General features: G+C 73.0%; 20 protein-coding genes. 9 read left to right on the top strand and 11 right to left on the bottom strand.

From position 1 onward, the window contains the following. The first annotated feature begins 124 nt into the window (after positions 1-124). The 3 genes from ACYVK5_RS09665 to ACYVK5_RS09655 all read left to right on the top strand — a co-directional run bounded on the left by ACYVK5_RS09665 (position 125) and on the right by ACYVK5_RS09655 (position 2,055). A complete protein-coding gene (locus ACYVK5_RS09665; RefSeq protein WP_460704258.1) occupies positions 125-1,030 on the top strand; it encodes a sulfotransferase family protein in 906 nt (301 codons plus the stop codon). 78 nt (positions 1,031-1,108) lie between these two features. After that, the gene (locus ACYVK5_RS09660; RefSeq protein ID WP_460704256.1) at positions 1,109-1,312 is read left to right on the top strand and encodes an AbrB/MazE/SpoVT family DNA-binding domain-containing protein; all 204 of its coding nucleotides are present in this window, start codon (positions 1,109-1,111) and stop codon (positions 1,310-1,312) included. Then, a complete protein-coding gene (locus ACYVK5_RS09655) occupies positions 1,309-2,055 on the top strand; it encodes a Fic family protein (protein WP_460704254.1) in 747 nt (248 codons plus the stop codon). The genes ACYVK5_RS09660 and ACYVK5_RS09655 overlap by 4 nt, the downstream gene beginning before the upstream one ends. An 82-nt stretch (positions 2,056-2,137) precedes the next feature. Here ACYVK5_RS09655 and ACYVK5_RS09650 read toward each other — a convergent pair whose 3' ends face one another. Next, positions 2,138-3,013 (bottom strand): hypothetical protein, encoded by an 876-nt coding sequence (locus tag ACYVK5_RS09650; protein ID WP_460704252.1) that lies wholly within the window; start codon positions 3,011-3,013, stop codon positions 2,138-2,140. 192 nt (positions 3,014-3,205) lie between these two features. Between ACYVK5_RS09650 and ACYVK5_RS09645 the strand changes: the two genes are divergently transcribed. Beyond that, complete coding sequence (locus ACYVK5_RS09645; protein WP_460704250.1) at positions 3,206-4,192, top strand: sulfotransferase family protein; 987 nt, start codon at positions 3,206-3,208, stop codon at positions 4,190-4,192. 31 nt (positions 4,193-4,223) lie between these two features. Here the strand turns inward: ACYVK5_RS09645 and ACYVK5_RS09640 are convergent, their stop codons facing one another. From ACYVK5_RS09640 to ACYVK5_RS09630, 3 genes are read right to left on the bottom strand one after another with little or no spacing between them, the layout of a single operon-like run. Next, a complete protein-coding gene (locus ACYVK5_RS09640) occupies positions 4,224-5,081 on the bottom strand; it encodes a glycosyltransferase family 2 protein (protein ID WP_460704248.1) in 858 nt (285 codons plus the stop codon). Then, entirely contained in the window at positions 5,078-6,046 is a 969-nt protein-coding gene (locus ACYVK5_RS09635) for a sulfotransferase family protein (protein WP_460704246.1), read from the bottom strand. Before ACYVK5_RS09635 ends, ACYVK5_RS09640 begins: the two co-directional genes overlap by 4 nt. A 23-nt stretch (positions 6,047-6,069) precedes the next feature. Continuing rightward, positions 6,070-8,115, bottom strand: a complete 2,046-nt coding sequence (locus ACYVK5_RS09630) for a tyrosine-protein kinase domain-containing protein (protein WP_460704244.1) — start codon at positions 8,113-8,115, stop codon at positions 6,070-6,072. 267 nt (positions 8,116-8,382) lie between these two features. Between ACYVK5_RS09630 and ACYVK5_RS09625 the strand changes: the two genes are divergently transcribed. Continuing rightward, positions 8,383-9,582, top strand: coding sequence for a hypothetical protein (locus ACYVK5_RS09625; RefSeq protein WP_460704242.1), 1,200 nt, complete (start codon positions 8,383-8,385; stop codon positions 9,580-9,582). Here ACYVK5_RS09625 and ACYVK5_RS09620 read toward each other — a convergent pair. The 5 genes from ACYVK5_RS09620 to ACYVK5_RS09600 all read right to left on the bottom strand — a co-directional run bounded on the left by ACYVK5_RS09620 (position 9,534) and on the right by ACYVK5_RS09600 (position 15,742). Continuing rightward, a complete protein-coding gene (locus ACYVK5_RS09620) occupies positions 9,534-10,538 on the bottom strand; it encodes a glycosyltransferase (protein ID WP_460704240.1) in 1,005 nt (334 codons plus the stop codon). The two genes, ACYVK5_RS09625 and ACYVK5_RS09620, sit on opposite strands and share 49 nt — an antisense overlap. After that, positions 10,535-11,344 (bottom strand): glycosyltransferase, encoded by an 810-nt coding sequence (locus ACYVK5_RS09615; RefSeq protein ID WP_460704238.1) that lies wholly within the window; start codon positions 11,342-11,344, stop codon positions 10,535-10,537. Before ACYVK5_RS09615 ends, ACYVK5_RS09620 begins: the two co-directional genes overlap by 4 nt. 11 nt (positions 11,345-11,355) lie before the next feature. After that, positions 11,356-12,909, bottom strand: a complete 1,554-nt coding sequence (locus ACYVK5_RS09610) for a sugar transferase (protein WP_460704236.1) — start codon at positions 12,907-12,909, stop codon at positions 11,356-11,358. A 142-nt stretch (positions 12,910-13,051) separates the two neighbouring features. After that, positions 13,052-13,717: a hypothetical protein gene (locus tag ACYVK5_RS09605; RefSeq protein ID WP_460704234.1), complete on the bottom strand. Its 666-nt coding sequence runs from the start codon at positions 13,715-13,717 to the stop codon at positions 13,052-13,054. A gap of 96 nt (positions 13,718-13,813) precedes the next feature. After that, positions 13,814-15,742, bottom strand: coding sequence for a DUF4012 domain-containing protein (locus ACYVK5_RS09600; RefSeq protein WP_460704232.1), 1,929 nt, complete (start codon positions 15,740-15,742; stop codon positions 13,814-13,816). A gap of 177 nt (positions 15,743-15,919) precedes the next feature. Between ACYVK5_RS09600 and ACYVK5_RS09595 the strand changes: the two genes are divergently transcribed. Then, positions 15,920-16,501: an arsenate reductase/protein-tyrosine-phosphatase family protein gene (locus ACYVK5_RS09595; protein WP_460704230.1), complete on the top strand. Its 582-nt coding sequence runs from the start codon at positions 15,920-15,922 to the stop codon at positions 16,499-16,501. Positions 16,502-16,676: 175 nt separating this feature from the next. Beyond that, on the top strand, positions 16,677-16,916 hold the full coding sequence (locus ACYVK5_RS09590) for a DUF2530 domain-containing protein (RefSeq protein WP_460704228.1): 240 nt from the start codon (positions 16,677-16,679) through the stop codon (positions 16,914-16,916). 132 nt (positions 16,917-17,048) lie between these two features. Here ACYVK5_RS09590 and ACYVK5_RS09585 read toward each other — a convergent pair whose 3' ends face one another. Both ACYVK5_RS09585 and ACYVK5_RS09580 read right to left on the bottom strand, forming a co-directional pair. Continuing rightward, positions 17,049-17,846, bottom strand: a complete 798-nt coding sequence (locus ACYVK5_RS09585; protein WP_460704764.1) for a DUF3027 domain-containing protein — start codon at positions 17,844-17,846, stop codon at positions 17,049-17,051. Positions 17,847-17,868: 22 nt separating this feature from the next. After that, entirely contained in the window at positions 17,869-18,246 is a 378-nt protein-coding gene (locus ACYVK5_RS09580; RefSeq protein WP_460704226.1) for a cold-shock protein, read from the bottom strand. Between the two features lie 243 nt (positions 18,247-18,489). Between ACYVK5_RS09580 and ACYVK5_RS09575 the strand changes: the two genes are divergently transcribed. Beyond that, the gene (locus ACYVK5_RS09575; protein WP_460704224.1) at positions 18,490-21,042 is read left to right on the top strand and encodes a helicase-associated domain-containing protein; all 2,553 of its coding nucleotides are present in this window, start codon (positions 18,490-18,492) and stop codon (positions 21,040-21,042) included. Positions 21,043-21,147: 105 nt separating this feature from the next. Further along, positions 21,148-22,824, top strand: coding sequence for a DNA repair helicase XPB (locus ACYVK5_RS09570; RefSeq protein WP_460704221.1), 1,677 nt, complete (start codon positions 21,148-21,150; stop codon positions 22,822-22,824). Positions 22,825-22,900: the final 76 nt, after the last annotated feature.

Below are 22,900 nucleotides of genomic sequence, written 5' to 3'. Positions count from 1 at the left end.
GCGAGCGCTCGCGCGGCGAGCGCGCGATGCGGTGTGCTGGCGACGCCGGTCCTCGCCGTCAGGGCCGACGACGACGGCGCGCGGCCGACATGCGCTCCGGGCCGGTCGCGGTCAAGGTAGGTGCATGTCGATCGACCCCGCGCCCTGGGACGGGCATCGTCTGGTGTTCATCGGCGGGATGCACCGCAGCGGCACCACGCTCGTCGCGGACATCCTGGGGACCGTGCCCGGCAGTTCGGGGCTGCGGGACACCGGCGTCCCGATGGACGAGGGGCAGCATCTCCAGCGGGTGTACTCCGGCGCGCGGGGCCGGATGGACCGGTGGGCGTTCGCCCCGGAGGCGCACCTCACGGAGGACGACGCCACGCCGCGCGCCGCCCGGGAACTGTGGGACGCGTGGTCGCCGTACTGGGACCACGCCGCCCGCTTCCTCGTGGAGAAGTCGCCGCCGAACCTCACCAAGATGCGGTACCTCCAGGAGCTGTACCCCCACGCGCGGTTCATCGCCGTGACCCGCCACCCCGTGGTGCAGGCGCTGGCGATCCGCAAGTGGGCGGGGCCGCGCACCGGGCGCTACGGGGTCGGCCTGCCCCGGCTCGTCGAGCACTGGGTGCACGCCCACGAGCTCTTCGCCGATGACGCCGAGTACATCGAGAACCTGCTGGTGGTGCGGTACGAGCACCTGATGCGCGAGCCCGGGGAGGTGCTGGCGGGGGTCGCCGGGTTCCTCGGGACGCCGCCGATCGCGGCCGACGCCGTCGACGTGCGCCGCAGCGACACCTACGAGCGTGCGTGGCGGGCCACGAGCTCGGGCGTGCTGCGCCGCGCCGTCGGGCACGTGCGGCGGGCCGGACGCCGCCCGTGGCGGGCCCGGCAGGCGGTGGCCCGGGAGGTCACCGATCCGGCTCTGCTGCCGCGCTACCGCCGCGAGATCACCGACCGCTACGCGGCGCGGATCGCGCGCCTGGGCTACGACGTGGACGACCTGCACGGCGCCGCCCCGTGGGGCGGGCGAGCGCTGGCCTCGTAGTCCGGGCTGCGGCGACGGGGGACGGCGCCAAGGGAGCCGGCAGAGACATTGTTCGAATGCCTGGCGTAGGATATTCGTATGCGCAGGAAGATCATCACTGTCGGCACATCCGCCGGGATCACCATCTCACCGGCGGACCTCAGGGCGCTCGGCCTGGCAGTCGGCGACACCGTAGACGTCACGGCGCATGATGGTGCGATCGAGGTGAAACCTGTCCGCAGGCGTTCAGACCTCTCGTACGACGACGTCATGGCCCGCATCGACGAGGAGTTCGCCCGATGACGCTCACCCGCGGCGCGTTCTTCGACAGGATCGCGATATCGGACCATCTGACACCGGACTACGCCGATGACGTCCTCGTCCGTATCGCACACCACTCGTCGGCGATCGAGGGCAACAGCCTCACTGTCTCCGACACGATCACCCTCCTGGTCGACGAGATCGCTCCCTCGGGTGGAAAGTCGATGCGCGAGCTCTACGAAGTTGCCAACCACCGGGAGGCGCTGGCCTCCGTCGTCGAGCACTCGGCGTCCGGGGAACGCCTCTCCGGCACGTTCATCCGTGCGTTGCACGGCGATCTCCTGGACCACATCCGCGACGACCACGGACAGTGGAAGACGACTCAGAACGCAATCCTCGGTTCACGCGTCGAGACCGCCGAACCCGCCGACGTGCCATGGCTCATGGAACAGTGGGCGGAAAATGCCCAGTGGCAGGCCGAGAACCTCAAGGGCTCGGAGGCGATCGAGGCGATCGCCTCCGCCCATGCGGACTTCGAACGAATCCACCCGTTCGCCGACGGCAACGGCCGTACCGGACGGATGCTCGTCATGTGGCAGACCCTCACGGCGTTCGGCCTTCCGGTGATCATCGAGGTCGACCTCCGTGAGCAGTACATCGCCGCGCTCGACACCGATGATCGACCCGCACTCGCCAGGCTGCTGGGCAACTGCTTGCTGGACGAACGCGAGCGCGCCAGGAAGTTCGGCGTGAATGCCGCGCGCTCCGAAGCGCGGAAGCCGTGACCCGCCGACACGGCTTCGACACGGTCACCGAAGCCGCTCAAGAGCCGGAAGGTCCTCAGGTGAGCGACGAACTCAGCCGAACTCAGTCGTACGCCCCGAAGTCCGGGTTGAACAGCGTCGGTCGTTCCGGGAAGAAGCGGCGGCGGACCACCTCGTTCGTCGCCGCGAACTGCTCGTAGAACCTGACCGCCTCCGCCCGGCCCACCACGGGCCCGCCGCCGCGGAACAGCCGCTCCACCGTGCGCGCGACCGGTGCCCGCACCGGGTTCTTCCGGCCGAGCACGAACCGCGGCAGCACCGTGTTGACCGCGCCGAGCACCCGCAGACCGCGCGGGCTGAGCGACGGGTTCGCCGGCCGGGCGGCCGGATGCAGCGGCACCGGCAGGCCGGTCGCGTCCCGGAAGTCCTCGAGGACGCTTCCGCCCACGAGCGCGTCCTTCTCGTAGATCCGGACCCGTAGGTGATCTTCCCCGAACGCCTCCGCCCACCGCTCCACCAGGGCGCCGTAGTCGAAGTAGCCGGGCTGCACGGGGTTCCCGGACAGCGGGTCCCCCGCCGGCAGGCCCGCCTTGAGACGAGTGCTGTAGAGGCTGAGCGCCGCCTCGTGCTGCGGCCGCAGGTAGACGACGACCGTGACGTCGCCGCAGAACCTCGCGAGCAGGCGGCGGAGCATGGCGATCTCGGCCGGGCTCCGCAGCCGGCTCTGGCAGTGCTCGCTGCTCAGCAGCAGGACGTCCGGGTCCGACGACGCCAGTTCCTCGGCCAGGCCGCGTGTCACGGCCTCCCGGTGCGCGGGAACTTGAGCCGGGCTCGTCACGCGCGCCCAGCGACGCAGATCGTCGATCCGGTGCGGGTCCGCCGCGGCGGTCACGAGTCGCGTGTGGCTGGCGACGCGTCCGGAGCGCAACGACGACGGATAGCAGATGCCGTGCCGCCGCAGTTCGTCGGACTGATTCACGAGGGCGGTCTGAATGGCCGTCGTGCCGGTCTTCTCCGCGCCGATATGCAGAATGCCCCGTGGAATTCGGCCCATGTCCGACGACGTTACCGACGCTTGCGGAGTTGCGCCCCCGCTGACGGCGACGAAAGCGCTGCGCAGGCTTTTCCCCAGCGGATGCACAGCGCCCCGGGCCGCGTGAAACTTGGTCCGATGAGCAGCCACAGCCACCGCCGTGAAGCGATATTCGTCGTCGGCTCCGGCCGGAGTGGAACGAGCACCATCGCGGGAATTCTGCGGCGGCTCGGATTCCACGTTCCCGCCCCGGAGGTCGACGCGGATCAGACGAATCCACGGGGTTTCAACGAACCACGCTGGATGGTCGATCTGCACGACGCCGTTCTCCGTCGGGCGGGCGTGGCCGTCGCGGATCCTCGCCCGGGCGCGGCGATCGCCGTCGAGCACGCCGCCGCGAACGCGGGCACCGCCGCCACGGCCGCGGCCTGGCTCGACGAGCACTTCCGCGTCGCCGACCACCTCGTGCTCAAGGATCCGCGCCTGATCTGGTTCCTCACTCCCTGGCGCCGCGCCGCCGGGACGGCCGGCGCGCGGGCCTCGTTCGCGACGATGCTCCGGCCGCCGCCGGAGGTGGTGCGCAGCAAGTCCACCTACTACGGCCCGCAACGGGACGCGGACGGCATCGCGATGTGGGTCAACGGCATGCTCCACACGGAACTCGCGACCCGCGGCGCACCCCGCGCCTTCATCGGGTACGACGAGCTCCTGTCGAGCTGGCGCGGGCCGGTCGGCCGGGCCGCCGGCACGCTCGGGATCACGCGCGCGCTCCGGACCGACGCCGAGGCGGCGGCCGCCGTCGACGCGTTCGTTGACCCGGACCTGCGGCGGGTCTCGGTCACCTGGGACGACCTCTCGATCCCGCCCTACCTGCGCGACGTCGCCGAGCGCACGTGGGACCACCTGTCCACGCTGGCCACGCCGGAGTCGGACACACCCGCCACGTACCCGGCCGCCGACGCCCTCCGCGCCGACTTCGCCCTCGCCCACGAACAACTCGACGACGCCTCGGCCTACCGCCGCGCCCGCAAACTCCTCCCCCGCCAAGCCCTGGGCGTCATCCCCCCACAGCTCCGCAGCAGGCTGGGCCGCATGGCCAGAAGGGTCATAGCGGACCGCGTCTGACGTGGTGCGGCGGCTGCGCCGCCGCACCACCTCACACACAGAACGTCCGCTCCCGCCAGCTCCCCACGACCCGGCCGGCGCGGTTCGCCACCAGCCCGATGCCCCGCCGCCGCTGCACGCCGCCCCGCCCGCCCACGAGGATGAACACGACGGCGCCTCCCACGACGAGCGGCAGCCGCCACGGCGCGGGGCGCGGCATGCCGTACCGGCGGAACTTGCCGAAGAGTTTCGCGCGGCCCTTGCCGTAGTTGAAGTACTGCCGCGCGATCGCGCGCACGCCGTCGCGCTCCACGTACCGGATGGCCGCGTCCGGCACCGCCGTCGTGGGGAAGCCGGCGAGGTGTGCCCGGTAGAAGAAGTCGGATTCGTCCCCGCCGCCCCGGAACGACTCGTCGAAGCCGCCGATCGTCTCCCAGACCTCTCGCGCGAACCCGCAGTTCGCGCCGAAGGGCCGGGGGACGTCGGGCCAGGTCGAGCGCTCGACGCCGCTCTCGCGCACGGTGACCGTCCCGTCGGGCAGCTCGCGGATCAGGTCACCCCCGACGCACGGGCTTCCCGCCGCCCGCGCCCGGTCCATGGCCGCGAGCCAGCCGGGCTGCACCTCGTCGTCGCAGTCGCACAGCAGGACGAACTCGCCGCGGGCGCAGGACACCCCGACGTTCCGCGCGTGGTTGATCCCGCGCACCTGCCCGGCGTCGGCGCCTCGCACGCGCGCGTCCCGGGCGGCGTAGCCGGCCACGACGCCGCGGCTCCCGTCCGTGGATCCGTTGTCCGCGACGACGATCTCGTACTCGCCGTCGAAGTCCTGCGCCAGGAGCGCGTCGAGCTGCCGCGGGAGCACGTCGGCCCCGTTCAGGCAGGGGACGACGACGGAGATCGCCGGGCTCATACGCCGATCGCCTCCCGCGTGTCGGCGACGACGTCGTGCAGCGCGCCGAAGTCCGCGCGCTCGTCCCGCAGCCTGCTCGACGTCGAACGCCGGGCGAGCGCGAGCGCCGCGGGGCTGTGCTCGAGCTCGCAGGTCTCCAGCAGCCCCTCGATGGTCTTCTGCGGGTGCAGTGCCAGGTCCTCGTACCGCACGAGCTCGTCGATCTGGTGGCGCGCGACGAGGATCGAGCGCATCCCCAGGGCCCACTCGGTGGCGGCCTTCTCGGCAGGGCTCGGCGGGCTCCCGCCCGCGGACCGCAGCGCGTCGTCGACCGCCGCGTCGCCCGGGACGAGTTCGGCGCGCATGTGGTCCCACTTGCTGTCGCCGACGCCCCACCAGTCCTCGCCGTCGTGACCGTTCCGCTCGTTCCAGGCCAGGACCGAGTTCACGAAGTCGTCCGGACGCCGCACGATCGCCACGACCTTGCAGTCCGGGAACAGCGCCTTGAGGAACGGGATGCGATAGGTCATCTCCGGGTACTTGTCGACCAGCCGGCGGCCACGCACCGCGGAGAGGAAGTAGCCGAAGAGTTTCTCGGCCCGCTCCCGGACGTCCGGGCCGGCGTCCCGCGCGTCGAGGCGGAACCGCCCGCGGGGCGCGTAGAAGCCGCTCACGTCCTCGCCGCCGTGGATCATGTTCCAGATCATCTTCGGCTCGTTCAGCCAGGCGACGTCGCGGTGGGCGCTCAGCAGGCGGCTCAGGTGCGTCGTCCCGGACCTCCCGATGCCGACGACGAAGACCGGCCGGTCCACCTCACGGATCCCGAGGCGCATCCCGAGGTCGAGGTTCGCCCGGACCACCGGGTTGAACCACTGGCCGCGCACGACGGCGGGCCGTCCCTCGAAGAACACGTAGGCGGCGAGCCGCCGTATCGCCGGCGGGATCCCGGCCGTGCTCACGTACTCCCGGTCCAGCTGCGCAATCACTCGTCAGGTGCTCCTTGCTCGCCTCAGTGGGGTGATCTCACGGGCGGCCACGAGATCTGGTCGGCCAGGTCGTCCGCCGGGTCGGTGGTCTCGTCGTCGGCAGGGATCTCCGGCTCCTCCTCGGGCCGCCACGCCGGATGGCCGCCGGGTACCGCGTCTGCGGCGGTCGTCCGCGCCTCCCGGGACGGTTCCCGGGTCGTCGCGGGTACGCCAGGCCTCGCGGGTACGCCGGGCGTCGCGGAGGCGCCGGGCACCGCGGGCTCCCCGGCCGCCGCGGCGACGACTTCCGCCGCCGTCCTGGCCACTGCCGCCGTCCGGGCCTCCGCTGCAGTCCCGGCCTCCGCCGCCGTCCTGGCTGCCGTAGTCCTCACCGCCGTCGCCGCGGCTTCCGCCGTCGCCCCGGCCTCCGTCGTCGTCCCCGCTTCCGCCGCTGTCCCGGCGCCCACCACGGCCCGGTCCCCCGCCACGCCCGCGGCCGGTGCCTCCGCGACACGTCCGTCCACAGGTCCGTCCGCTCGCGCCCCGGCGCGGCCGGCGGTCCGCCTGCCGAGCGCGATCCGGCCGGCGACACGGCGGGCCTCCGGGCGCGTGGAGTGGTGACCGAGGCGGGCGGCCCGGCGGCCCAGGCCCGTCGCGTGCCGGCTGAGGCGCACGATCCCCCGCAGGCCGAGCGGGCTCCTCGACCCCCGGTGGACCCCGCCCGACGGCACGCCGTCCTCGTCGCTCGAGTAGTAGCCGTACCGGTAGCCGGATCGCTCGGCGGGCTCGCCCCGGTTCAGGACCGTGCCGACCAGGTCGGCGTCGACCGTGCGCAGCGATCCGGCCGCCTCGTGCACGTGCGCCTTGTGCGCGACGCCCGCGCCGACGACGAGGATGGCGCCACCCGTCATCTTCGCGAGGATCGCGCCGTCCGTCACGGGCAGGAGCGGTGCGGAGTCGATGAGGACGACGTCGTACTCCCTGGTCAGCCGCTCGATGGTGCGCACCATCTGGACCGACCCCAGCAGTTCGCTCGGGTTCGGCGGGATCTGGCCGGACGGCAGCACGGACAGGTTCTCGTTCCCCCAGGACTGCATGGCGTCGGCGAGATCGACCTTGCCGATCAGCACCGTCGTGAGGCCCACGGAGCCCTCCAGCCCGAGGTATCGCGAGACGCTCGGGCGGCGCAGGTCGCCGTCCACCACCGCGACCCGGGAGCCGGCGTCGGCCAGCGTGATCGCCAGGTTGATCGCCGTCGTCGACTTGCCCTCCCCGGGCAGCGCCGAGACGACGACGAAGCATCGCGAGCCGCTGCCGACCTCGAGGAACTGCAGGTTCGTCCGCAGCCGCCGGAACGCCTCGGCGCGCCGGCTGTGCGGGCTCTCGGAGACGATCAGCGGCTGCCTGGGGGTCTCGGCGTCGAGCGGGATCATGCCGATCACGGACGCGCCGGTGACCGCCTCGATGTCCTCCGGGGTCCGGACCCGCGTGTCCAGCAGGTCGCGCAGCACCGCGATCCCGACGCCCAGCACGAGACCCGCCAGCAGCCCGAGGGCGACGTTCAGTGCGGGACGGGGCGAGGCCGCCGCCTCGGGAACCGTCGCCTCGCGGACCGTGCTGATCTCGACCGGGGAGGTGTCGCTCCCCTCCTCGGTCTCCAGCTCCGGGACCACGGTGGCCAGGCTGTCCGCGATGCCGTTCGCCACCCCCGCCGCGACCGACGGCGACTCGTCGGTGACGGCGATGTTGATGAGCACGGTGCCCTTGGGACGCTCGGCGGACACGCGGGCCGCGAGCGACGCGGGAGTGTCCGCGAGGCCGAGCTCCTCGATCACGGGTTCGAGCACGCGAGGGCTGGTCACCAGTTCGGTGTACGAGGTCACCTGCTCGGCCGAGAAGTTCCGGCCCGCCACGAGCGCGCTCACCGAGTCGTCCCCTCCCCGCACGGAGACGAAAGCCTGGGACGACGCGTGGTAGCGCGGCGTCGCCAGCGCCGTCACGACCACGGCGAGCACCACGGCGACCGCCACGGTCGCCGCGATGGTCATCCAGTACTTGCGGAGCACACCGAGGTATTCAGCCAGTCCCATAAGACCTCCGGGCCGGGAGCATTCAGAAGAATTCGCCGGGAAGAAGACACCCTGTGCGGGGCGCGGAAAATCACCCGCCTCCCGATGGGGAGCGTATCCCGACAAGTCCGGGATCGCGCGCCGACAATGCGGCCTCCATCGGCCCCGGATATGGTGGGGCGACACCGGCCGCCCGCGCGAGGAAAACACCCGAGAATGACACTCTTCGCCTCACCCGTGAAGGAGAATGCGGGCGAACCGGATATCAGCCCGCGGGCACGACGCCTGATGATCACTTCCACCGTCGTCATGATCGTCGGAATGCTGCTCGGAATGAAGCTCGCGGGCCGTTTCGCGATCTCGAACGTCGCACAGATCGTCGGGACGTTCCTGTTGTTCCTGGCGTTTCCGAGGCTGCTGCGACCGAAGGACCTCGTCCTGCTGGGGCTGGGCCTCGCGTCGGTGGTGATCGCGGCGGTCGCGACGGCCCTCCAGTACGACTGGACGGCGTCACCCTTCCACGCCGGCTACTTCCTGCTGGCGGTGATCTACCTGACGGGGATCTATCGCGCGTGCCGCGAGCGGTCGGCCGGCCCGGCATTCGCCGAGGGGGTGCGCCGGGCGATCCCGCTCAGCCTCGTCGTGCTCCTGGTCGCCTACGTCCTCGAGGTCGCCCGGGGTGTCACCTTCCCGACGCTCGGGTTCGACGACAAGTCGCACGGCTCGGTGGCCGCGTGCTTCCTCGCCTTCGCGGCGCTGCGCTTCGGTCGCGGCCCGCACCGGATCGTCGTCGCGCTCGCGCTGTTCGGCATCGCCCTGATCACGCCGTCCCGCCTTCCCTACACGTTCGCGCCCTTCCTCCTCGTCGCGCTCGTCCTCACCTACCGGCAGGTGCGGGGGGACGCGCGCGCGGCCTGGCAGGTCTACCTCTCCCACCTCGTCCTCGCCGTCGCGTTCGCCGCCCCCGTCGCCGTCGGCCTCCTGGCCGGCGACCGGTTCAGCGCCGGGCTGACGCGCGTGCTCGCCGACGACGGCGCGGCGGCGGCCTCCACGGAGAGCCACCTGGACCTGCTCCTGGCCGGCGCCCAGCTCAAGATGGAGAACCTCTGGAACGTCCTGTTCGGGATCACGCCCGGCGGGTTCGCGGGCACCCTGGACAACAGCGACGTCGACCTGCGTCTCTATCGGCTGCCCTTCGCCGCGATCGCCGAGGGCACCGCGCCGATGCACTCCAGCCTCGGGTCGATCCTGGTCGAGTTCCCGCTGTGGGTGGCCGCCGGGTTCGTGATCCTCGCGGTCCACGCGTTCGTCCGCCTGCTGCGCCGGGGTGAGCTGATGTTCGCCTGCTTCTTCGTGGCGCTGATGGCCGCGACGACGTTCTACTCCAGCCACAACGAGCTCTTCTTCGTGATGTGCCTCGCCACGGTGCTGATGCTGGCCTACTCCCCCGAGCGCGATCTGCGCTTCCAGGCCAGCCCCGCCGGGTAGCCGGCCATCTTCGCCAGGTCGCCCGTCACCACCACGGCCGGGACCGCCGCCAGGAAGCGGAGCGTGGCGAGCGCCCCCGGCGGCCGCCGCCGCCAGGCGCGGCGGAAGAACTTGGCGCAGTAGCCGAGGAAGCCGAGCGCGAGCAGCGGCCGGAGCACCGCCGGGAACGGAGCGAACATGCCGGCCGCCCCGATCGCGTACGCCCCGTAGCGCAGCGCGTGCCGCCGGGGCCAGAGGCCCGACTTCCCGTCGCCGCGCGCGTACCGGTAGTACTGCTTCGCGTACGCACGCCAGGTGTCCCGCGCCGCCCAGCGGGCGACCGCCTCGGGTGCGAAGGCGAACCGGAGCCCGGCCCGCTTCATGGCCAGGTCGAAGACCAGGTCCTCGCAGTAGTCGAGCCACTCCGGGTAGCCTCCGGCCGCTCGCCACGCGTCCCGGGTGACGAGCAGCGAGCGACTCGACGGGAGGAAGGTCTCCGCGTCGACCTCGTCGCGCAGCGGCATGAGCACGCTTGCGAACAGCCGCTCGTTCCACGACGTCCACATCGGCTCGAAGAACCCGGCGACGACGTCGACGTCGTCCCGCTTCGCCGCGACCAGCGCGTCGAGCCACCCCGCGTCGAGGCAGGTACCCGCGTCGGTCACGGCGATGAGCTCGTGCTGGGCCCGTCCGACGGCGAGGTTCCGGCCCTCGGAGATGTTGGCGCCGGCCGCCTCGATCACCGTCAGCTTCACGGCGGCCGTCGCACCCCAGGTCTCCAGGATCGGGACGGTCGCGTCCGCCGAACCGCCGTCGACGACCACCAGTTCGTCGGGCAGCAGCGTCTGCGCCGACAGCGACTCGAGGAACGCCGGAAGGTCGCGCTCCTCGTCCAGCACCGTCATGACGAGCGACACCTGCGGTGTGGCGCTCCACCTGCGGCGCGCCGCTCCGGTCCGGTCCGTGCCGCCGCTCATGCGCGGACCCCGATCATCGCGCCCGCCGAGTCGATCCGGTGCAGCCGCTCCGCCTGCCGGCCCACCGGAACGAGGCAGTACGGGTGCTTCCGGTAGAAGCGCCAGGCGCCCGCGAGCTCCAGCTTCCACGCGCGCGCCGAGATGCCCCGCCCGGTCTCGCGGGCCCAGCCGTGCTGCCAGCGCACGTCCCCGTCGACCCGCACGCTCCGGCCCTGCTCCCACGCCCGCACCCCCAGGTCGGCGTCCTCGTAGTACACGAAGAACCCGTCGTCCCAGCCCGCGAGCGCCTCGAACACGCGCCGCGTGATCGCGAGCGCGGCTCCCATCGCCCAGACGACGGCGACCAGTTCGCCGGGCCGGGCGAAGCGCTGGTACCGCTCGTCCGGGAGGCGGAAGAGGTGCCTGAGCTTCCTCGTGAGGAACGGGGTGCCGCGGCCGTTCTCCTGCGGTGTCCCGTTGGCGTTGATCAGCTGTGGCGCGATGATGCCGCCGTGGCGGCGGGCGCCGTCGGCGAGCGCGGCGATCCCGTCCTCGGTGACGGTGACGTCCGGGTTGCAGAAGACCAGCACCTCGGTGTCGACGGCCCGGGCGCCGACGTTGTTGGCCGCCGAGAACCCCTGGTTGGACGGCAGTTCCAGGACGCGAGCGCCCAGTTCCCGGGCGACGTGCGCGGAGCCGTCGGACGACGCGTTGTCGACGACGATCCACGGATATCGGCCGAAGGGTCGCTCTCGCCAGAACTCCGTCAGCGTCCGGGCGCTGTTGTAGGTCACGGTGATCAGGGCGACATCGCCGTCTGTGCCCACGGGCTCTCCTCTCAGTACGCCCCGCTCGGCATGAAGACCTCCCGTGCCGTGCGCAGGAGGATCCCCACGTCCCCGAGCAGGGACCAGTTCTCGACGTAGTACAGGTCCAGCCGCACGCTCTGGTCGACGGGCAGGTCGTTGCGCCCGCTCACCTGCCACAGGCCGGTCAGCCCGGGTTTGACGTACAGGCGGCGCTTCCACATGGCGTCGTACTGCCGTACCTCGTCCGCCACCTGCGGGCGGGGGCCGACGAGGCTCATCTCGCCCTTGAGGACGTTGACGAGCTGCGGGAACTCGTCGATCGAGTACTTGCGCAGGAAGCGTCCCACCCGCGTCACGCGGGGGTCGTTCCTCGGCTTGTAGAAGATGCCCGCCTCGGCGCCGAGCGCCTCGGTCAGTCGTACCTCGGAGCCGAGGCGCATGGATCGCAGCTTGTACATCGTGAACGGCTCGCCGTTCAGCCCGATGCGCTGCTGGCGGAAGAGCGCGGGCCCGCGCGAGGTCAGGCGCACGAGCAGGGCGCAGACAACGAGGGGCAGGAGCGTCACCGCCAGGATGACGGCCGCGCCGACGACGTCGAACGCCCGCTTGGCGCCGTGCTGCAGTCCCGTGTAGCCGGGGTGGGTGACCTGGACCATCGGCGCGCCGTCGACCGGCGTGATGACGAGACGCGGGGCGGCGACGTCGGCCAGGCCGGGTACCACGACGAGTTTCGCGCCCGTGGGCTCCAGGTCCCAGGCGAGCTGCTTCAGGGCGGCGGGGGTGGCGTCCTCGTGCGCCGTCACCGCCACGGCGTCGGCGTCGACCCTCGCCGCGACGTCGGCGGCCTGCTCGACGGTGCCGAGCACCGGCACGCCGTCGACGGGCGACGCCGATCCGACGCCGCCGCGCACGCACACGCCGACTACCTCGAACCCGGCGCCGCTCGCGCGCTCGATGCGCCGCCCCAGGTCGCGGACGGCCTCGCGGGATCCGACCAGCACGGTACGGCGACGGCACTCGCCCTTCAGCCGCCGCTCGTGCAGCCGCCGCTGCAGCAGCCATCGCCCGAGCAGGAGCAGCGCGAGCCCCACCGGGAGGGTCACCGCCACATACGAGCGCGCCAGGTCGAACTTCGCGAGGAAGCAGATCACGGCCACGAGCCCGAACATGCCGAGGGAGCCCCGGGCCACGCGCAGGTACTCCTCGCGGCCGGACCCGATGATCTCGGGCCGCCGGGACCCGGCGAGGCCGAGGGCGAGCACCCAGCCCTCGACGAGCACGACGCTGAGGAGCACGTACAGCCCCCCGCGCGGTTCGAGCAGTTCCACCTCGACGGCCCGGTCGAACCGCAGGAAGTACCCGAGGCCCACGCCGAGGCCGACGGCGATCAGGTCGTAGGTGAGCGCTCGTGTGTTGAGGCCGTCCTGCCAGGTGGCGGCGGCTCCGCGCCGGGGGCGCGGGATGTCGACGCGGAACGCGTGCCGGTTCCCGGTGCGTGCCGGCGGCCCGGAGAACTGCTCTTCTAGGGCCTCGGTCTCGCGGTCCAGGTCGGGGACCGGTACGGCGTTTCTTTCGATCGTCACGATCCACCCCGAGATCATTCGTACGGTCACCGGGCCGCGTGCGGGCAACCCTGAAGAGGGCGGCACACGGCCCGGTGGTTGACGTCAGGTCGACCGGGATCACCGCGGCCGGAGGAGAACGCGTGGGTGCCGGCTTCGTGGATCAGGCCCTGCCGCGGGCCCGGCGGAGCGCGACGAGGGCCGTGACACCGGCCACCAGGAGGCCGCCGGCCACGGCCAGGTACGGGAGCCCGGTCGCCCCCGTCGCGGCGAGGGCCCCGCCGCCCGGCGTCACGTCGCGGCCCGGCGGCATCGGCGCCACCCTCAGGTGCGCCCGGTCGGCGCACTCGGTGCCGTCCTCGTCGGCCAGCATGAGCGTGTAGTCGCCCGGCTGCAGGCTCGGGAGTTCGGGCTCGGCGGGGCCGTCGACGGGGGCGCCCATGGCTGTGCTGTGCACGACCTCGCCGTCGTCGTCGGCCACCATGAGCGTCACGGTCTCGTGGTCGGGCGCCATGGCGAGCCCGGCCGCCGCCATGAGGGTCGCCATGGTGAGTTCGCCGGCCACCATGGGTGTCGCCAGGACGTCCCCGTCGGCCATCGCGGGCGTCGCGACCGTGCCCCCGCCGGCCGCGTCGAACGTCTCCATGGCGTCCTCGTCGCAGGTCACCTGGACGGTGGCGGTCGCGTTCGCCGGGACGACCCCGTTGCTCAGCTCGATGGTGCACGGGTGGTCGGCAGGGCCGTACTCGTCGGCCACGGCGCTCGTCGCGCCGGCGGGCATGGTGAGAGCCGCGAGCGTGAAGGCAGCGGCGATAATGCGTCGAAGCATTGCTCTTTCCCCTGTGATTGCGTTCTGCTGCGTGAAGGTGCTTTAAGGCACCTGACTCTCGGAGCCTTGCCTATTCCAGCCGGCGCCCGATCCACGTCATTCAGCTGCACCCGGGAGGCCATTCGAAATCGTGATATCCGCGGGCCTGGGGCCCGGAGTGACACGAAGAATGATGTCTCCGGATTGATGCTTCCCGGTGATCATGGCATAGGTGACAGACGCTGTCTCGCCGGGCGAAATCTCAATGTCTCGCGACGCCACCGAGAATTCGCCCTGCTTCTTTGGGGTAAGTCCTGTTTCCCGATCATTCGAACGCGCACCGGATATCCATCCGCCCGCGGGCGCGTACACGAGGGAACGCAGCCGGATCTCTCCCGGGTTCTCCTCGTCGTACCCGACGAAGTACTCCGGCATCGCGGCGACCTGGTCCGCCGGAACGGTCGACGTGTACGTCACGGTCACGGCCAGCTCGCGCGAGCCGTCCGCGCGCTCCGCGACCACCGCCGCGTCGACCTTGGTGTCGAGGTGGTAGGCGATCTTGGCCATGTTGATCCCCTGGGTGAACACGCCCACCACCGGGGAGCCGTCGCGGACCCCGGTCAGGGAGCCGTCGACCACCGTGCCGGCCAGCCGCCGGTTCACGGCGTCGTCGCTCGACCACACCAGCAACCGACCCTGGCGTGCGACGTCGGCGAGCGCCGCCACCATGCCCTCCGCGGTCTCGCCGCTCGGGGCCAGGATCCGGTCGAACGCCTGCCTGGCGATGCGCGCGAAGATCAGGTCCTGTGCGCGTGGGTCCTCGTGCTCGAAGTACACGTCGTGGAGCAGGTAGTCCGTGAGTTCGTCCGGGGCGATCCGCACGCCCTCGGACACGTCGACCGGCCCGCTGCCGCGCAGCAGCGCCGCCAGCGCCACCGGGTCCGTCGTCAGGACGCCGTCGACCCGCTGTCCGGTCTCGCGCATCCACATCTGGCGCGCCAGTTCGGCCGTGCGCGGGAAGTCCGGCGTCATGGTCACGTTCTGCATCCAGCGCCCGACCTCGCCACGGGTGCCCAGCACCGACTGCTCGTCCGGGGTCAGCGGGAGCACGGGCTCGTCGTACGGACCGAGCATGCCGCCCGGCAGCTGGTCCACGAGGGTGACCTCGCCGTCGACGGCGCGCAGCAGGAGCACGGTGCCCGCGATGCCGCCGAGGGCGCGGGGTTCGGCCGGGTTCTGCACGAGGAGGAGGTAGTCCCGTGGTCCGTCCGCCCCGAGCAGCGGTGGGAGCACGTCCGCCGCCCGCGCGGCCGTCGCCGTCGTCGTCCGCAGGCCGTCGAGCTCGTCGCGGAGGCCGTCGACGGCGGCGCCGACCTGCGGCAGCATCACCCCGTCCAGCCTCTCGACGCGCTCGGTGGCGAGGCCCACGGACCGGTCGGCGCGGACGAGGTAGGGCGCCACGCGGCGCAGCGGTTCCAGGTCGACCCGTCCGTTCTCGGGGACGAAGGTCCCCGGGTCGGTGAGCTCCGCGCTCCGCGCGAGATCTGGCAGTGCGCTGCGCGCGAGTTCGTCGATCACCTCGGACATGGTCGCGACCGCCTCGACCGTGGGGCCGGCCCCCGGCAGTTCGCGGGCCACGGACCAGTGCGGCCCGCGCGTGGCGTCGTGGGCCCGCCTCGCGTCCTCCTGGAGGTCGGCGATCTGCCGGTCGAGCTCGTCGGTCCGCCCGGACAGGGCGTCCTCCCGCAGCGCGGCAATGTCGGCGGCGGCGCCGGCCAGCGCGGCCCGCGCCCGCAGGGCGTCGACGGCCACCCAGGCGACCATCAGGGTGAGAAGGAACAGTGCGACGGCGACCGCCAGGAGGGCGACGCGCAGTGCCCGACGACGTCGCGCGTTCCAGAAGGGGACCTGCCCATGCGGTGGCCGCACCCCACTACCGGTGCCACCGGCCGATGCCGGCAGGTGCTCCGCTCCGGTCCGGCGTCCCGGCTCCACGACGAGCCGCGGCGCGCCCGCCCATTTCTCGCCCCACCCCGGATGTGTCACAGGCCCCCTGCCCGGAATCTGAATTCTCGATCCGACATTCCGCACGTCTGCCACATCAGACCTTCAAGGCTGATATCTCCTGCCGAATATGCCGCCGCCCGATACGTTACCGGCGGTCTCACGACCGGTCCTGGGCAAGCGTGATAGCGGTATCGCGCGACCTGTATGGTCGGCGCCATGCCGTACAACGTGCTCACGGTCTGCACCGGGAACATCTGCCGATCGCCCGCCGCCGAGGCATTGCTGACAAGCCGGCTCGACAATTCCGTTCATGTGGCGAGCGCGGGAACCAGCGCCCTGGTCGGCCGCCCCGTTCCGGAACGAATGGCCGAGCTCGTCGCCGCCGCCGGCGGCGACGTCACCCGCTTCGCCGCCCGGCAGGCGACCCCCGCGATGATCCAGGAGGCGGACCTGATCCTCGCCCTCACCGTGCGGCACCGCGCCTGGGTGGTGGACCAGGTTCCCGCCGCAGTACGCCGCACCCTCACGCTCCGCGAGCTCGGCCGCCTCGTGAGCACCGTCCCGCCCGGGGACTTCGACCCGTCGTCCCTGCCCGACGACGCCGCCCGGCTCGCCGCGCTCGTCCCCCTCGCTCTCGGACAGCGCCGCCGGCACGCCGGAGAGCCGCACGACGACGACGTCGTCGACCCCTACGGGCGCTCGGGAGCCGCCTACCATGCCTCGTTCGACCAGATCACGGGCGGTCTGGCACCACTCCTCCGCGCGATCGCCCCACGCCCCCTCTGGCCACCGCGCTGACAGGACGACGACCCCACCCGGGCGGATGTGGTCGGCCGGATGTCGGATGGTCGGCCGCCCGAGGCCGCCCGAGGCCGCCCGAGGCCGCCCGAGGCCGCCCGGGGCCGCCCGGGGCCGCCCGGGGAACCGACCACACGACATCCGGCCGGCCGCACAGGCTCCCTAGACTGGATCCGTGCCCACCATCGTTGAGCTCCTGGCGCATCCGGAACGACGCCGCCCCAGCCCGCCGGCCCCGCGCGCGAACCTCGCCCGCGCCCTCCTCGCCGGCATGGCGATCTGGGCCGTCGCGCTCGTCGTCTCGCTCGTGATGGTCCTGGCGGGCACCGGGAACTGGTCCGCCGTCGCCATCTGCGGCACCGGGCTCGCCCTGGGCGCGCCGGGCATCCTCTGGGCCCGCCGGCAGAAGAGCTGAGCGGTCATCCGAGAAGGTCTCTCCCGGCCGGCGCCGACGTCCGTCACGTCCCGGTCCGACGCCACCGGTTCCGGGCCGCCGGACAAGGTTGCGAAGACCGGGGACGCGAACCGCCGGCGCCGGAGAGCACTGTCAGTCCTCGGCGGCGACGGCCTCGATCGCGCCGTCGTCCACGAGCGGGGCCTGGTCCGGCCAGTCGCTCGCGCGGGACTCGACGTCGGTCTCCGAGTGCGCGCCGCAGCCGTGGTCGAGCGAGACGACCTTGCCGTCGTCGGGCGACCACTCGTTCGCGCAGACCCCGAAGAGCTGGCCCATGGGCCCGGCGAGCGGGATGAGGAAGCCGCAGCTCAGGCACTCGGACGCGGAGGCCACCGCGCCGGGCGACGTCGGCCCCTGCGAGCCGCGGTACCACCGCTCGGCCGCCGCGTCGCGCCCCTCGGGCGACAGGACGCGTGCGCGGGCGAGCGCGAGCTCGTCGATCGCCACCTCGTCGACGTCGGGATCACCGGTCGGCGTGTAGCCGGGCTCCAGGCGCGGGTCGTCGGCGCGGAACGGCAGGACGTCGCCCGAGCCGATGTCTCCGGGGCGCAGCCGTTCGGCCCACGGGACCCACGCCGGCGCGAGAATCGCCTCGTCGCCGGGCAGGAGCTCCACCTCGGAGACCGTCGCCGTACGGCTGCGGGGGATGCGGGCCACCGTCACGGTCCAGTGCCAGCCGCGGTAGCCCCTCATCGTCGCCGCGAAGCGGTGCGACACCACGCGGTCGGCCTCCAGGGAGGTGCCGAGGTGCTCGCCGACGTCGGACGGGTCCTCCGCGACCTCCTGGGCCGCGGCGCGCGCCAGTTCGACGGCATCGTTCAGTACGGTGTCGCGGCTGGTCCTGGTGGTCCGGCGGGCGGTAGCGCGCCGGGCGGGTGCTGTCGTCGTCACAGTGAGCCTCACGGGTGGTCGGTCAGGCTGCGAAGTCGTCCGCGACCTTGCGCAGCATCTTCGCGATCTTCTCCGAGTTGGCGGGATAGCGCCCCCTGCGCAGACTCTCCGCCGCGGCATCGAGCACCTTGTGCAGGTCCTCGACGATCACGGCCATGTCGTCCGGCGACGTGCGCTTGTTCTTGGCGACCGACGGCACCGCGGCGTCCAGGACGCGGACGGCCAGCGCCTGCGGGCCCTTGCGCCCGTCCGCGACGCCGAACTCGACCTTCGCTCCGGGCTTGGGCACCACGCCGTCGGGCAGCGCAGAGGCATGGAGGAACACCTCACCGCCGTCGTCGCTCCCGATGAAACCGAAGCCACGATCGGCGTCGAACCACTTGACCTTGCCGGTGGGCACCTGAACCTTCTCCTGCTACGCGGCGAGCCGGCTCGCCGTGATGGACTGGGGCGGCCGCAGCTCGTCCTACGCACGCGTAGGGAACTGCTGACCAGAGAACAAGGTTACCGGTCCGGCGCGAGGTACGTCGCATCCATTCGGCGCATCCTTCCCGGAACCGCGGGGCCGAGCCCCTTGGACCGGGCCGGACCCCTCGGATCCCGCCTGAAGGAACCCCAAGGTACGGCACGTAGCATTGGCAGGATGGCCTCATCGCTTCCCGAGGCGCCCGCATCGGCCACCCGGCGTTTCGCCGAGGGTCTCCGGCAGCGCTCGGACACCGCGCTCGTCGCGCTCCTGCGCGCACGCGGTGACCTGGCCGTCCCGTCCCCCGCCACGCTCCGGTCCCTGGCGGCCCGCGCGTCCAGCCACACCTCGCTGGAACGCGCCCTGGCCCGCGTGGACGCTCTGGTGCTGCAGGCTGTCGAGGCGGTCACGGCGCTGGGCGGGATCCCGCGCGACGAACTGGCGCGCGCCCTCGGCGCCGACGCGCCGGAATCGCCCGCCGGGGCGGGCGGGACGGGCGGGACGGGCGGGACGGACACCGCCCCACCCGGCGACAGGACGCCGTCGGTCGACGCCCGGCAGCAGCTCCACGAGGCCGTCGACATCGCGGTGACCGCCGCCCTGCTCTGGGACGACGACGGCGTCCTGCGGCCCTCCCCCGGGCTGGACGAGATCTTCGGGCACTACCCCGCCGGGCTCGGCCCGGCGGCCCGCGGCCCGGTGATCGATCCCGGCCGGTCCCTGGCCGAGCGGATCTGCACGACCTCGCCGGACCAGCGCGCGGTCCTGGACGCGCTCGTGTGGGGTCCGCCCGCGGGGCGCCTCCCGCCCGCGGGCACCCGGCAGCGCGAGGCCGTCGACGCCCTGGTGGCCGATGGCCTGCTGGCCCGCGCCGACGCCCAGCACGTGCTCCTGACCAGGGAGGTGGGCCTCGCGCTCCGCGACGGGCGCACGCACCGCGCGCCCGCGCTGCGCCCCGAGCCCACCGGGAGATCCGTCCCCGCGGAGACCGTCGCCGCCGAGTCCGCGAGCGCCGCGCTGGAGCTCGTCCGGCGCGTGACGGTGCTGCTGTCCGCCTGGTCCGACGATCCGCCTCGGGTGCTGCGGTCGGGCGGCCTGGGTGTGCGCGACCTGCGCCGGCTCGCGATGCGGCTGGAGTGCGACGAGGAGGCGGCGTCGTTCGTCGCGGAGATCGCGGGCGAGGCGGGGCTGATCCGGGACGACGGCGAGGTCGAGCCGTCGTTCGTGCCGCTGGACGCGGTGTGGTCCGAGCTGGACGACGCCGAGCGCTGGGCCGTGCTCGCGCGCGCGTGGGTCTCGTCGCAGCGCACCCCGTGGCGGGCCGGGACGCGGGACGAGACCGGGGCGTTGCGGTCCGTGCTCTCGCCCGGCCTGGAGCGTGGGTGGGCGCCGCGGTTGCGGGCCGCGGTGCTGCGGGTCCTCGCCGCGCGCGAGAATGCGCTGTCGCCCGACGACGTCGTCGCCGTGCTGACCTGGGAGGCGCCCCGCAACGCTCCGCCGGAACGCGCGGTGCGCGGGCTGCTGTCGGAGGCGTCGTGGCTGGGGCTGACGGGTGCCGGCGCGATGTCCCCTCCGGGGCGGGCCCTGCTGGCCGTTGCGCCCGCCGTCGTTCCCGCCGACGCGGCGGCCGGGGGCGTCCCGCCCGGGCGGGACGGCCCTGGCGGTCCGCGAGGCTCCCGGCCGGTGGGCGCGTCCCGGCCGGCGGGCGGGAGCGATCCGCTTGTCGCGGCATTGCGCGGGGTGCTTCCCGCGGAGGTCGACGAGATGTTGCTGCAGGGGGACCTCACCGGCGTCGTGCCGGGACGGCCGTCGCGGGAACTGGCGAGCCTGGTCGAGATCGCGGCGGACACGGAGTCGCGCGGGGCGGCCACGACGGTGCGGTTCTCGGCGGCGTCGGTCACCCGCGCGCTGGACCGGGGGCGTTCGGCGGACGACCTGCTCGCGGCGCTCGCCCGGCACTCGCCGGTTCCGGTGCCGCAGCCCCTGGAGTACCTGGTGCGCGACACCGCCCGGCGGCACGGGGCGGTGCGGGTGGGCGTGGCGTCGTCGTACCTGCGCGCGGCGGACGAGGTGACGCTCGCGGGGCTGGAGCGTGACCCCGCGCTCGCGCATCTGGGGCTCGTCCGGCTCGCGCCGACGGTCCTGGTGGCGTCGGTGCCGCCGGCGCTGCTGCACGAGACGCTGCGTGAGCGGGGCGTGGTCTCCGCGCTGGAGGGGCCGGACGGCCGGGTGCTCGACGTGCGGCACCGCCGCGCCGGGGACCCGCGCGGCGCGCGCCCGCCCGCCTCGTGGTCGGCCCGCACGGCCCCCCACGCGGCGCGGGGCGGTGTTGTCGCGGCGGGCCCGCCGGTGCGTTCCGAGCCCGACCTGCCCGCGCTCGTCGCGGGGCTTCGCGTGGACGACGCCGACGGGCGGGCGCCCGGGCCGGGCACCCCGGGCTCCGGGGACGCCACGCACGCGACCTCGCCGCGTCCGCCGTCGGGCACCGACACGCCCGCGGGAACACAACCGCACGCGGACGGGTTGGCTCTGCTGCGCGAGGCGGTCCGGGACGGGCTGCTGGTGCGGGTCGACGTGGTCGGCGCGGCCGGGAAGCTCGAGCGGCGCACGTTGCGCCCGCTGCGCCTCGAAGGCGGCCGGCTGCGTGCCGTCGATCCGGCCCGCGACGCCGAGATCACGGTGGCGGTGCATCGTGTCGCCCGTGTCTCGGCCGCCGACGACGAGCTGTAGATGCGTCCCTTGTCGGATGATCGGTCCGATGTCGGATGATCGGTCGCTCGGGGGACCGATCATCCGACAACCGGCCGACCACGACGGAACGAGAGAGAGAACCCCATGGCCGACGGCCCGCTCATCGTCCAGAGCGACAAGACGCTGCTGCTGGAGGTGGACCACCCGAAGGCGGCGGACGCGCGCCGGGCGATCGCGCCGTTCGCCGAGCTGGAGCGCGCTCCGGAGCACATCCACACCTACCGGCTGACGCCGCTGGGGCTGTGGAACGCGCGCGCGGCCGGGCACGACGCCGAGCAGGTGGTCGACACGCTCCTCGAGTTCTCCCGCTACCCGGTGCCGCACGCGCTGCTGGTCGACGTCGCGGAGATCATGGCCCGGTACGGCCGCCTCCAGCTCCAGAAGCACCCGACGCACGGCCTGGTCCTGGCCGCCACCGACAAGGCGGTGCTCACGGAGGTGCTGCGCAGCAAGCGGACGGCGGGGCTGGTCGGGGAGCGGATCGACGAGGCGAGCGTGGTGGTGCACCCCTCCCAGCGCGGCCATCTCAAACAGGTGCTGGTCAAGCTCGGCTGGCCGGCCGAGGACCTCGCGGGATATGTCGACGGCGAGGCGCACCCGATCGCGCTGACGCCGGTCACCACGCCGCGGGCGCCGGGCGAGGAACCGCGGGAGTGGGCGCCGCGGCCGTACCAGTCGCAGGCGGTGGAGGGGTTCTGGCACGGCGGGTCGGGCGTGGTGGTGCTGCCGTGCGGCGCGGGCAAGACGATCGTCGGGGCCGGCGCGATGGCGAGGGCCGGGACGACGACGCTCATCCTGGTGACCAACACGGTCAGCGCCCGGCAGTGGCGCGACGAGCTGGTGCGGCGCACGACGCTGACCGAGGACGAGATCGGCGAGTACTCGGGCGCGAAGAAGGAGATCAAGCCGGTCACCATCGCCACCTACCAGGTGCTCACCACGAAGCGGAAGGGCGTGTACACGCATCTCGAGCTGCTGGACGCCCGCGACTGGGGCCTCGTGCTCTACGACGAGGTGCACCTGCTCCCGGCGCCGATCTTCCGCATGACGGCGGACCTTCAGGCACGGCGCCGGCTGGGCCTCACCGCCACGCTGGTCCGGGAGGACGGCAGGGAGGACGAGGTGTTCAGCCTGATCGGACCCAAGCGGTTCGACGCGCCGTGGAAGGACATCGAGGCGCAGGGCTACATCGCACCGGCGGACTGCGTGGAGGTGCGGCTGACGCTGCCGGAGTCGGAGCGCATGACGTACGCGACGGCCGAGCCCGAGGACAAGTACCGGCTGGCCGCGTCGGTGCCCGGGAAGAACCACGTGGTGGAGGCCCTGGTCGCGCGGCACCCGGACGACCAGGTGCTCGTGATCGGGCAGTACGTGGACCAGTTGCAGGAGCTGGCCGCGCACCTGGGCGCGCCGCTCATCACGGGGGCGACGACGGTCCGGGAGCGGCAGAAGCTGTTCGGCGCCTTCCGGAGCGGCGAGATCTCGCGGCTGGTGGTGTCGAAGGTCGCGAACTTCTCGGTGGACCTGCCGGAGGCGTCGGTGGCGATCCAGGTGTCGGGGGCGTTCGGGTCCCGGCAGGAGGAGGCGCAGCGGCTGGGCCGGATCATGCGCCCCAAGGAGGACGGTCGTACCGCGCACTTCTACGCGGTGGTCGCCCGCGACACGGTGGACCAGGACTTCGCCGCGCACCGGCAGCGTTTCCTGGCCGAGCAGGGCTACGCGTACCGCATCGTGGACGCGGAGGACCTGCTGGCGGCGTGACCGGGTGATTGTAGTGGACACCACTCACATATCACCCTTTCTGATTTGCGGGCCACCCGGCCGCGGGCGACCATCA

This window comes from Myceligenerans halotolerans (assembly GCF_054782975.1).
Note: the sequence above shows the minus strand (reverse complement) of the source record. Positions and strands in the feature narration are given on the sequence as shown.